Source organism: Bradyrhizobium tunisiense (assembly GCF_042263385.1).
Classification (GTDB): domain Bacteria; phylum Pseudomonadota; class Alphaproteobacteria; order Rhizobiales; family Xanthobacteraceae; genus Bradyrhizobium; species Bradyrhizobium tunisiense.
Genome location: NZ_JBHLEV010000001.1, coordinates 444,520 through 456,679, shown reverse-complemented (window position 1 = coordinate 456,679; position 12,160 = coordinate 444,520). Strand labels below are relative to the sequence as shown.

General features: G+C 63.3%; 6 protein-coding genes. 4 read left to right on the top strand and 2 right to left on the bottom strand.

Annotated features, from left to right (window positions below):
• The 3 genes from ACFDR6_RS02115 (at window position 1) to ACFDR6_RS02105 (ending at window position 4,060) form a co-directional block, all read left to right on the top strand.
• A complete protein-coding gene (locus ACFDR6_RS02115) occupies window positions 1-789 on the top strand; it encodes an ABC transporter ATP-binding protein (RefSeq protein WP_212087609.1) in 789 nt (262 codons plus the stop codon).
• A gap of 92 nt (window positions 790-881) precedes the next feature.
• The gene (locus ACFDR6_RS02110) at window positions 882-2,720 is read left to right on the top strand and encodes an AMP-dependent synthetase/ligase (RefSeq protein ID WP_212087611.1); all 1,839 of its coding nucleotides are present in this window, start codon (window positions 882-884) and stop codon (window positions 2,718-2,720) included.
• Window positions 2,721-2,860: 140 nt separating this feature from the next.
• Entirely contained in the window at window positions 2,861-4,060 is a 1,200-nt protein-coding gene (locus ACFDR6_RS02105) for an ABC transporter substrate-binding protein (RefSeq protein ID WP_375857200.1), read from the top strand.
• A 176-nt stretch (window positions 4,061-4,236) separates the two neighbouring features.
• On the opposite strand, the gene ACFDR6_RS02100 is transcribed toward ACFDR6_RS02105, so the two are convergent.
• Window positions 4,237-5,358 carry a lysozyme inhibitor LprI family protein gene (locus ACFDR6_RS02100; RefSeq protein ID WP_375857199.1) on the bottom strand — a complete coding sequence of 374 codons (1,122 nt, stop codon included), beginning with the start codon at window positions 5,356-5,358 and terminating at the stop codon, window positions 4,237-4,239.
• Between the two features lie 86 nt (window positions 5,359-5,444).
• Window positions 5,445-6,176: a transglutaminase-like cysteine peptidase gene (locus tag ACFDR6_RS02095; protein ID WP_212087617.1), complete on the bottom strand. Its 732-nt coding sequence runs from the start codon at window positions 6,174-6,176 to the stop codon at window positions 5,445-5,447.
• Between the two features lie 725 nt (window positions 6,177-6,901).
• Between ACFDR6_RS02095 and ACFDR6_RS02090 the strand changes: the two genes are divergently transcribed.
• A complete protein-coding gene (locus tag ACFDR6_RS02090; protein ID WP_375857198.1) occupies window positions 6,902-12,115 on the top strand; it encodes a VCBS domain-containing protein in 5,214 nt (1,737 codons plus the stop codon).
• Window positions 12,116-12,160: the final 45 nt, after the last annotated feature.

Sequence of the window (12,160 nt, the reverse complement as noted above, 5' to 3'; positions counted from 1 at the left end):
ATGGATGCTGCGGTGACACCCGAGACAATCCTGAAGCTCTCCAATATCGAGAGCTACTACGGGCCGATCATGGCGATCCGCGGCATCTCGCTGGAGGTGCCGCGCGGCCGCATCGTCACGCTGCTGGGGGCCAACGGCGCCGGCAAGACCACGGTCCTGAAGACAATCTCGGGCATTCTCGATCCCCAGAAGGGCTCGATCGAATTCATGGGCAAGCCGATCCAGCGCATGGAAGCCGACAGGATCGTGCGGCTCGGCCTCAGTCACGTGCCGGAGGGGCGCGAGGTGTTTCCGTTCCTGTCCGTGCGCGAGAACCTGATGATGGGGGCCTATCCGCGCAAGGACCGCGACGGCGTCGCGGAGGATCTGGAGCGGGTTTACGGCTATTTCCCGCGGCTGAAGGAGCGCATCAACCAGCCGGCCGGCCAGCTCTCCGGCGGCGAGCAGCAGATGCTGGCGATCGGGCGTGCCCTGATGAACCGGCCGACGCTGCTTCTGCTCGACGAGCCCTCGCTCGGCCTGTCGCCGCTGCTGGTGAAGGAGATCTTTACCATCATCCGCCGGGTCAACGAGGAGCAGGGCATGTCAATCCTGCTGGTCGAGCAGAACGCCAAGGTGGCGCTGGAGACCGCGCATTACGGCTATGTGCTGGAGATCGGCCGCATCGTGATGAACGACAGCTGCGACCGCTTGATGCATTCCCAGGACATCCAGGAGTTCTACCTTGGCGCCAAGGAAGCTGGCGCGCGGGGCGAGCGGCGCTGGAAAAAGAAGAAGACGTGGCGGTGAGGAAGAGCCGGCAGTAAGATGTGATGGCCCATCCGCAAGCAAAGACCGCCGGCAAGGCAGGCAGCGGCGGGGGCGACAGGGAGGAGAGGCGCATGGTCCGGCCGGCGGTGCTGACGGTCGCTGATACGATCGCAAGGAGCTTTTTGCGCGCTGCCGAGACGCGGGGCGAGCGGCCGGCGATCCGCGAGAAGAAATTCGGCATCTGGCAGCCGACGAGCTGGCGCGAGTGGCTGGAGGCATCGAAGGAAATCGCCTACGCGCTTCGCGCGATCGACTTCATGCCCGGCGACGTCGCCTCCATCATCGCCAACGCGGTTCCCGAATGGGTCCATGCCGACATGGGCGTCCTGTGCGCAGGCGGCGTCTCCTCGGGTATCTATCCCACCGATGCGTCGTCCCAGGTCGAATATGTCGTCAATGATTCCAGGACGAAGGTGATCTTCGCCGAGGACGAGGAGCAGCTCGACAAGATCCTCGCCTGCCGCGCGCGCTGCGCGAGCTTGCGGAAGATCATCGTGTTCGACATGGAAGGCCTGAGCGGCTTCTCCGACGACATGGTGATGTCGCTCGACGAATTTCGCGCGCTGGGCCGCAATCACATGGTCGGCCGCGAAGCGCTGTGGCAGGAAATGATCGACAGCCGCGGCGCCGACGATCTCGCCATCCTCGTCTATACGTCCGGTACGACCGGTCCGCCCAAGGGCGCGATGCACGCCAACCGCAGCGTCACGCACCAGATGCGGCATGCCAATGACTTCATCCCGGCGCGAGATGACGATGAGCGGTTGATCTTCCTGCCGCTCTGCCACGTCGCCGAACGCGTCGGGGGCTACTACATCTCGGTCGCGCTCGGTTCGGTGATGAATTTTGCCGAGAGCCCGGAGACCGTGCCGGACAATTTGCGCGAGGTGCAGCCGACCGTTTTCCTCGCGGTGCCGCGCATCTGGGAGAAATTCTATTCCGCGATCACCATCGCGCTGAAGGATGCGACGCCGCTCCAGCAATGGGTCTATCGCGGTGCCATCGGCATCGGCTACCGCATGGTCGATTATCGGCTCGAAGGCAAGACGCCGCCGCTGTCGCTGCGCATCGCCAATGGTCTCGCCTATCGCATCGCATTCCGCAACATCCGTCGCATGATCGGGCTCGACCGTTGCCGTATCGCTTTCACCGGCGCCGCGCCGATCGCGCCGGAGCTCATCCGCTGGTACCTCGCGCTCGGAATCGACGTGCACGAGCTCTACGGTCAGACCGAGAATTGCGGCGTCGCCACCATGATGCCGGCGGAGCGGATCAAGCTCGGTTCGGTCGGCACGGCGGTGCCCTGGGGCGAGGTCGCGCTGTCGCCCGACGGCGAGATCCTGATCAAGGGCGATTTCCTGTTCATGGGTTATCTGAACCAGCCGGAGAAGACCGCCGAGACCATCGATTCCCGCGGCTGGCTGCACACCGGGGACGTCGGCACCATCGACAACGAGGGCTTCGTCCGGATCACCGACCGGATGAAGGACATCATCATCACCTCCGGCGGCAAGAACATCACGCCCTCGGAGATCGAGAACCAGCTCAAATTCTCGCCCTACATCTCTGACGCCGTGGTGATCGGCGACAAGCGGCCGTACCTGACCTGCCTCGTGATGATAGACCAGGAGAATGTCGAGAAGTTCGCCCAGGACCATGACATCCCCTTCACCAATTATGCCAGCCTGTGCCGGGCGACGGAGATCCAGGATCTGATCGGTCGCGAGATCGAGCAGGTCAATGGCAATTTTGCCCGCGTCGAGACCATCAAGAAGTTCTACCTGATCGAGCGCCAGCTTACGCCGGAAGACGAAGAACTGACCCCGACCATGAAGCTGAAGCGCGGTTTCGTGAACAAGCGCTACGCCGCCGAGATCGAAGCGATGTATCGCCAGCGCGCGGTGGCGTGACGCATGCGCATGCCCCGGAAAAGCGGGAACCGGTTTTCCGAGAAGGGACATGCGCAAAGGAGAAAAGCACGTTTGGGAAAGCGAAGGAGCGATGGCCCCCGCCCTTCGCGTAATACGGGCCCTTAGGAGAGGAGACGTCAATGTCGAAATCGTTCAGCGCATTCGGCCTTGCTGTGGGTGCCGTGGTGCTCACCTGTGTGCCGGCCACAGCGCAGACCAAGGTCACCAACGAGGGCATCTCGGCAACCGAGATCGTCATCGGCACCCATCAGGACCTGTCGGGCCCGATCAAGGGCTGGGGCGTCCCGGTCTCCAACGGCATGAAGATGGCCGTCGAGGAGGTCAACGCTGCGGGCGGGATCAACGGCCGCAAGATCCGGCTGGTGGTCGAGGACAGCGGCTACGATCCGAAGAAGGCCGTGCTGGCGTCGCAAAAACTGATCGAGCGCGACAAGATCTTCGCGATGGTCGGGCCGATGGGATCGCCCACCGTGCTCGCCGCGCAGGACATCCTGCTCGACGCCGGCGTGCTTCAGCTCTTTCCACTGACTGCGGCCGAGTTCACTTTCAAGTTCGATCCGGCCAAGCCGCAGGAGCGATTGAAGTTCAACAACCTCCTGCCCTATGTCGAGAGCACGCGCGCGGCGCTGAAATACATGATGGAGTGGAAGAACTTCAAGAAGCCCTGCATCATGCATCAGGATGACGAGTACGGCAAAAACGTGCTCGACGGCTTCAACCAGCAGCTCACCGCCATGAAGGTGCAGCCGGCTTCGATCACGAGCTACAAGCGCGGCGCCTCCGATTTCAGCGCGCAGGTCGCCAAGATGAAGTCCGATGGCTGCGACCTCGTCGTGCTCGGCGCGGTGCTGCGTGAGCCGATCGGCACGATGAGTGAAGCGAAGAAGCTCGGATGGGACGTCACCTTCCTCGGCGCCACGCCCGTTAACGTGCTCGAAGTGCCGGCGCTCGGCAAGGAGGCCGTCGAAGGTCTCTACGCCGCGAGCGGCTTCGAAATTCCCTATGAAGACACCGCGAAAGGCAAGGTCAAGGACTGGCTCGTCAATTACAAGAAGATGTTTGGCGCCGACGCCAACACCCAGGCGATCATCGGCTACAATGCGGTGATGACGTTCGCGCATTACGTCAACAAGGCTGGCAAGGATCTCACGGGCCAGAAGATGCTCGACGCGCTCGAGTCCGGCGACCAGTTCCAGGATATCTTCAATTCGCCGCCGACCGTGTTCTCGAAGACCAACCATCTCGCCACGACCGTCACCCAGGTGCAGCAGGTGAAGAACGGCCGCTGGGTGCTGGTGAAGGACAATCTGATGTTTTGATGCTTCGCTTTCACCCTCCCCTGGAGGGGGAGGGTCGATCGCGCGAAGCGCGAGCGGGGTGGGGTGATCTCTCTAAACGGGCACTACTCCGGTAGAGAGACTGTCACCCCACCCCGCTACGCATTCCGCTTCGCTACATGCGTGGCGACCCTCCCCCTCCAGGGGAGGGTAAGAGCCTACGACCCCCCGCTTGCCGTGCCCGAAATCACCGGCGCCAACTCGTCCTCCCGGCAACGCCAGCCGTCGGCGGCTTTCACGAAAGCGAACGTTCGCTGGATCCGCAGGCGTCGCGTGACGGTGAAGGCCTCGGCGGAACGCTCATTGCCGGCTCCCGGCTGCGGACGACCCGTCTTGGCGTCCCAGCAGGTGCCGGTGCAGGTGGAGGCGACCCTGCTGCACATGTTGAAGGGCGCGAGCACGGCCATCTCGATTTCGCCTGTGACTTGCGCCTCCTGCCCTGTCACCTGGCTGTCGAGTGCGTAGACGCGGTTGATGCGGAGGAAACTGCCGCACGAATTGGCGGCATGGATGCGCGCTGCGCAGAAGTCGACCGCGTCGGTGTCGGGGATGCGGGCCGCGACCTGCCGGCCGAACACCTTCTTCGGGTCGCCCCTGGCCGCGCGGATCTCGTCGGTCTTGCGCCGCGAATGCTCCGCAAGGCACTCCTCCGCGGCTTCGAGCTCCTGGAGCGGCACATTCTCCTTGCCGACCAGATTGCATTTGCGATCGCGCTCGCGTGTCCACCTGCCATATTCGGCGAAGGCAAAGCGTGCCGCGGTCGGGTCCAGCTTGCCGATCAGGCCGAGCATCTGGCCGTTGAGCTCGGTTTCGGCCAGCGCCAGCGACGGGTCCGCACAGATCAGTGCGCCCGCTGCGGTGTTGGCTGCGAGACAGTCGAAATCAGGATCGCGCACGATTGCGGTGCGTTCCTCCGTCACCTTGAGCAGGCAGGCTTTGACCCGATCGAAATCGTCGGTGCGGATCGAAGTCTGGCCGACGATGCCGCAGCCGAGGTTGCGCTGGCGGATCCAGATCGCGTTTTCCTCGATCGCGGGCAGGCGATCGGGCAGGCGGGCGAGCCGCGCCTCGATCGCTGCGCTCAGCTTCTCGGCGGCGGCGGCGAGCGCGGCATCACCGCAGAACAATTGATTGCCGGGATCACGAATCTGCTGGCAGTTGTTTTTGGCAAACAGCGGCAGCCGGTCGGCGACGGAGCGGTCGGATGTGCCGGACTGCGCGAAGCCCGGTGCCGCCGGCAACACCAGCAGCGCAAGCACAGTCGGTACCACGAACCGCATTCCAGTCGCCTCCGCATGGAAGGCGCCATGCTAGCGTCTCGGATCTCGCGGTGGAATGGGTTTGTGGAGGATGTCGTCCGAATGGATCAACGTGCCTCGGAGGCGAGCATCGATAGCCGCGCGGGTTCGTCGACATATTTCATCACGGCCGACTGGTAGAGCGTGAACAGCGGTTGGTAGCCCTGCGCAGCGTTGTCCTCGATCATCGCCATGCGGCGGTTGTCGAGCATCAGCCAGCGCCCGTCGAGCTTTGCTGCGACGACAGCATGCTCTTCGCCGGCCCGGGTGTCGCGCACCACGACGATGCGGAGGTCCTCGGACGAAATGCCGGCCAGCCGCAGCGCGGCCAGCTTGGCGATGGCATAGTCTTCGCAATCGCCGGCGCCGCGGGCGAACGTCGCAAGCGGCGAACTCCAGACGTCGTCGATGCCGTCATTGGCGGCCCGGATGGCAAGGTTGACGGCCCGGTTGGTCTCGCCGAGCCGCGCGCGGCCATCGCGGGTGCGGGCCTGGTCGACAATGGCGAGCAGTTTCACGGCCGCAGGCGATGCGCAATTGTCCCGGTCGCCGTCGCAGAGCGCGAGCTGCACCATGTCGTCGTCGAGCCTGGTCTTCAGCGCGGACCATTTCTGCTGCAGGCTGCCGGACGAGATGGCGAAGGCGAACACGCCGAACGGCTCGGCGGATTTGCGCACGAGAAGACCTGCTCCCGGCGACAGCAGCGTGCCGGCGCGAAGCTCGGCGGACGATCCGAGCAGGACCAATCCGCACAGGACAAGGATTGCGCGCCAGGCGCGCGAGCGAGCAGCGGTCTCCATCTGACATCCCCTTCCGAGCTTCGCCAGGTCCCCCTCGACCTCGACGCGCCGGGCTTTGTTGCTTTCGTGGAGATAGTGCGAGACGGGCCGTTTTGTTCTGCTTAACGCGCCCGGCAGGGCTTCCCAAAAGCGGGAACAGGCTGAAACCGGCCTGTCCAGATTGCGTAAAATTTTACGATTCGGAGGCTAGGAGGTCCTGTTGCTGCGAAAGGGAAGTAATACAGACACAGGTTGTAGGACTGTCGAATCTGCGTTCCATGGCTAACGACCCCCTATTTCATGGGGTTCTGTTAGTTAGGTCACAGATTTAACTCCGTATTTGCCGCAGGATGCTGCGGGACCCCGCGAAGGGAAGATGACACAAGTATCTGCTCCACGACTATACGAAAGGATACTTGGGATGACTGGAAATGCGTGGAAACAGGCTGAATTCGACTTTAAAATATCCGAGCGATTACTTCAGCCTGGCTGGAAGTGATCTGACCCGTGCCGCCTTCTGGGGCAAAGTGATGCGAAATCACACAAGCAATAGGTGGTATCGCTAAGGACTAGCTAATGCTATGCAAGCTTAGGCAGTCGATACTTACTTAAATTTTAACCCTTTTTACGGTGCCCGGTTGAACTACGCTGGCCAATTTGACGCCGCGATTTCTTTGGACGGCCAAGGTTCCCGTTCGCCTTTGGGAACCCATGTCGATTCCTTTACGGCAAAGGCGCAGGGGCACGTGCCCGAGGGCGCGTTCGTTGTTCCCGACCCCAATCTGATCTTCAACGGCGAGTTCAAGCGCACGGGTCTCGATCTTGTGCTGTCCCACGAGGGGCACGAGTTCGTCGTTCACGATTATTTCAGGGGTGACAAGCGCGCCGCGCTTGCCTCGCCCGACGGCGCCCACCTCACCGGCGACGTCGTCAACGCGCTCACGGGCCATGTCCAGGTTGCGCAAGCCGCGCCCGGCGCGGCCGCGGCCCAGGTCATCGGCCACGTCACCAAGCTCGTGGGCAGCGCGACCGCGATCCGCAACGGCGTCTCGGTCATCCTGAACAACGGCGACAACGTCGAAAAAGGCGACGTGGTCTCGACCGGCGCCGACTCGACGCTCGGCATCACCTTCATCGACGGCACCGTGTTCGGCCTGTCCTCCAACGCGCGGATGGTGCTGAATGAGATGGTCTACGACCCGAACGGGTCGAGCAATTCCTCGCTGCTGAGCCTGGTTGCCGGCACCATCACCTTCGTCGCCGGCGAGACCGCCAAGCACGGCGACATGAAGATCGACACGCCGGTCGCGACCATGGGCATCCGCGGCACCGCCGTGCTGACCCAGATCAACTTCGTCGTTCCCGCCGGCGGCGGCGATCCGCAGCCGCAGGCGAGTTTCCAGGTGCTGGTCGAGCCGAACGGCACGACGGGCTCCTACATCCTGTTCGACAAGGTCACGCTGCTGCCGATCGCGACGGTCAACCAGGCCGGCCAGATGATCCAGATCAGCGGCGGCAACGTCTCGATCTCCAATGCACTGATGTCGCCGGACGTGCAGAAGCTGATCACCGACGTGTTCACGCTGAAGTTCACCGACAACAACACCAACACCAAGCTGACCACGAACTTCACCGATACGCTCACGCCGATCTACCAGGAAGTGTTGTTGAAGTCGGCGGCCGGCGCCATCGTGACCGCGACATTCGTCAACCTCAATCCGCAGGGACAGGACAGTCCCGGCACTTCCACGCCGATCGTCACCCGTATGCCCGGCCAGCCGCTGGTGCAAAGCCTCGATTCGAGCGGTAACGTGAAGACGGCGTTCGCGCTGACCGAGCGCGCCGACACGACGGGTGACGCGCAGCCCGACACGGTCTCCGGTCGGATCACCTTCGTCGATCAGAACCTCGGCGACCGCCCAACGGTGAGCATCAGCCTCGCCGAGGCGCCGAACTACGTCTACAAGAATGCCGGCCAGCAGGACGTCACCGGCTCGCTCAGCGCGCTCCAGAAGCAGAATATCGCGGCGACGCAGATCCAGATCAGCGTGGCCCCCGACCCCGGCAACAACAACAACGGCTCGGCGGTCTGGACCTATACGATCCCGGACAAGGTCTTCGACTTCCTTGCCGCCGGCGAAACGGTGACGCTGACCTACATGGTCCGCGTCGACACCAATTTCTCGGTGAGCCCCGAGAGCAAGTTCATTCCCATCACCATCACGGTCACGGGAACGAACGACAAGCCCACGGTCGCGACGTCGGGCGGCACCGTCATCGAGCAGGTCGGAACCGGCAACGAGGCGCTGGACGTCATCACGGGCACGGTCACCTTCACCGACGTCGATCTGACCGACCGGCCGATCGTGAGTGCGGCGCTCTCGTCCGCCCAGCCGTTCAAATATCTCGACGCCGAAGGCAACGATATCACCGCAACGCTGACGCCGGAGCAGCGTGCGGCGATCGCCGCCGTCGAGGTGCCGCTGACCGTGGTTCAGGGCGCTGGAAACGGCAACAACGGCTCGGCCACCTGGACCTACAGCGTTCCGGACTATCTGTTCGATTTCCTCGGCGAGGACGAGAAGCTGATCCTCAACTACGTGGTACAGGTCGATGACGGCCACGGCGGTGTCGTCAGCACGCCGTTGACGGTGTCCATCGATGGCGCGGACGTCAATGTCGAGGGCACAAATGACCTGCCGACGATCGTCGAAGACTCGACGACGCCGACCGGCGCGGTCACTGAGGATTCGGCGACAACCTTGACGGCGAACGGCACCGTTTCCTTCAATGATCCCGACCTCACGGACACGCACAGCGCGAGCTTTGTCTTGAAGTCGACGACGTCGAGCGCGCATCTGCCCGGCTTCGGTAGCGGCACCTCGCATATCGGCACTTTTGCGCTAACGGCGGTGAGCGAGAGCCCTGGTGTCAGCACACGAGGGTCGGTAGGCTGGACCTTCACGCTCAACAATAGCGATCCGGTGCTACAGTCGCTGGCCGAGGGCCAGATCATCACGCAAGTCTACACCGTGACCGTCGACGACCATCACGGTGGGATCGTCACCCGGGACGTCACGGTCATCATCACCGGCACCAACGACGCGCCGGCCATCACGAGCGATGCGGACGCAGCAAAGGGAGACGTCACCGAGGACAGCGGCCTGACGCTCTCGATCGGCGGCACGCTGGCGATCCAGGATCTGGACCTGATCGACACCCATACGGCACAGGCGGTGTTCACGTCGTCATCCCTCAGCTCGCCCCTGCCGGGGTTCGGTGCCAACGCGAACATCGGTACCTTCACGATCGATCCGTCGGTGCTGGAATGCAGCACGGACACCAACAACGGCGCCACGCTGGGCTGGCACTTCAGCCTCGACAACAGCAATGCGATGCTGCAGTCGCTGGCGCAGGGCCAGACCATCACCCAGGTCTACACCGTCACGTTCACCGACGATCACGGTGCGCAAGTCTCGCAGGCAGTCACGGTTACCATCAACGGCGCCAACGACGCACCGACGATCGCGAGCAATGCAGGCGCGGCAGAGGGCGGCGTCACCGAGGATGCCGGCGCAACTCTGACGGCCAGCGGCACGCTGGCGATCCAGGACGTCGACCTGATCGACACGCACACGGCACAGGCGGGATTCAAGTCGTCGTCGATCAGCTCGGCTCTGCCAGGCTTCGAGACAGGTTCGCATATCGGCACCTTCTCGATCGGTTCGGTGTCCGAGTCCAATGCCGACACCAGCAACGGTGCGACGCTGAACTGGCAGTTCACGTTGGACAACAGCAATCCGGTGCTGCAGTCGCTGGCCGAAGGCCAGACCATCACCCAAGTCTACACCGTCACCTTCACCGACAATCACGGCGCTCAAGTCTCGCAGGACGTCACCGTCACCATCACCGGCACCAACGATGAGCCCGCCGTCTCCTATGTGACATCGGACTACATGAACTTCGACGGCGAGACGATTGCGGTCGGCGAGGTGCCGACGGTCGCCACCGATGACGTGACGCTGGACGGCTGGGTGAATTGGAACGGAGACGCTTCGCCCGACGGTCAGGTCTTGTTCTATAACGGCAATACCTCGAGCGCCGGCTTCGGCGTCATCGGCACGGTCGTCGCCGGCAAGCTGGAGCTCGAGATCCTCGAGGGAGGCGTCGAGATCCAGGATACCGGCTTCGCGCTGTCGGCAGGGCAATGGCACAACCTCGCCCTCACGCGCGACGATGGCATTTTCACGCTCTACGTCGACGGCAACGCCGTCTATTCCGGCAGCGGGAACGTGAACCCGTTCGGGAACGGCCAGGAGCCGTCCTACATGATGATCGGGGCGGCGAGCGACAGGTACGCCCCTGGCTTCGCAGCCCAAGGCTTCACCGGCTCGATCGCCGACGTCAGCGTCTGGACCACGGCGCTCACGCAGGCGCAGATCCAGTCGATCGACTTCACAGCACTCACCGGCAACGAGGCGGATCTGGCCGCGTACTATCAGCTTCGCGATGGCAGCGGAAGCGCGGTCTCCAATACGGTCGACCCCGACAAGAACCTCGCAATCGATGGCGATGCGGACTGGAGAAGCAGCACCACGGGGCCGGGCGGCGCCATCGCCGATCTCATCGAAACCAATGCCGGCCAGCTCTCGCGTGGAGTGCTGGCGGTCTCCGACGTCGACGCCACCGATCACGTCACGGTGTCGGTCAGCCAGGTGCAGGTCTCGCTCAACGGCGCGCCGCAAGCCGCCGGCGTCGGCGGGCTGTCGCACGAGACCCTGTTGAATTATCTCTCTGTCCCGGCTGGCGCCGTTCTCAACGGCACGGCGACGCACGCCCAGTTCGCCTGGCAATTCAGCTCGGGCAGCCAGGCCTTGGATTTCCTCGCCGCCGGGCAGACGCTGTCGCTGCAATACACGATCGTTCCGGATGACGGGTACGATATGGGTGCGAGTGCAGTCGTCACCATCAACATCGCCGGCACGAACGACGCGCCGGCGCTCGCCGATGCCAACATCGGCACGCTCGCGGATACCGCTGCGGCCGACACCTTCCCCGAGCTCACTGGCCTCTTGTCCGGAACCGACGACGACAGCGGCGAGACGGCAACGCTGTCCTATGCCATTCTGGATGCGGACCACCATGCGGTGACGACGCTAGCCGGGCACTACGGCTCGCTGACGGTCAACCCTAACGGCAGCTACAGTTACGTTCCCAGCGCGACGGCGATCAACGCGCTGGCGGACGGATCGTATGTCGATACGTTCACCATCCAAACCACAGACGCTCATGGCGCGACCGGCACGGCCACGCTCACGGTGGACGTGACGGGCGCGAACGAAACGACCTATGCGCCCGTGATCAACATCGCTGAGATCAGCGTGACCCAGGAGGGTGATCAGGTCTTCGTTCACGGCCTCTCGGTCAGCGATGCCGACGCGCTCGCCGACGAAACCTTCGCGCTCACGGCGGTGGCAGATTCACAAACCAGTGTGGACCCAGCATCGACTTCCGACACGCTCGATAACGTCAATTCGGCGCTGCAGACGCTGACCTACACCGATCCGGGCCCGACCGCGCCTGCGACGGACAAGGTCGCGATCACCGTCACCGACGGCCACGGCGTGAGCGATACGGTCAACCTGATCTTCAATCTGTCCGAACAAGGCCCGGTGACCCTCGCCAGCACCAACGGTAAGGACGTGCTGTTCGGGACCGGCTATCAGGATCAGTTCGTGTTCGCTGCCAATTCGAACCACGATGTGATCCTGGACTTCACGTCTGGCACGGATCACATCGACCTGTCGGCCTTGGGGCCGATCAGTGACATCGCGGCGTGGATGAATCAGCATGTGGCCCCGTCCGGGACGGAGGACACCCTGATCACGATTGATGCGGCAAACACGGTGGTCCTCAAGGGCGTCAGCAGCCTTCAGACGAACGACATACTCCACGCCTGATGGCCGCTTGATACGTGAACGACTGCTCAGCCGATCCGCGCTGCC

Coding starts and splice junctions, on each gene's coding strand:
- ACFDR6_RS02115 (WP_212087609.1), top strand. CDS start 1: ATGGATGCTGCGGTGACACCCGAGACAATCCTGAAGCTCTCCAATATC.
- ACFDR6_RS02110 (WP_212087611.1), top strand. CDS start 882: ATGGTCCGGCCGGCGGTGCTGACGGTCGCTGATACGATCGCAAGGAGC.
- ACFDR6_RS02105 (WP_375857200.1), top strand. CDS start 2,861: ATGTCGAAATCGTTCAGCGCATTCGGCCTTGCTGTGGGTGCCGTGGTG.
- ACFDR6_RS02100 (WP_375857199.1), bottom strand. CDS start 5,358: ATGCGGTTCGTGGTACCGACTGTGCTTGCGCTGCTGGTGTTGCCGGCG.
- ACFDR6_RS02095 (WP_212087617.1), bottom strand. CDS start 6,176: ATGGAGACCGCTGCTCGCTCGCGCGCCTGGCGCGCAATCCTTGTCCTG.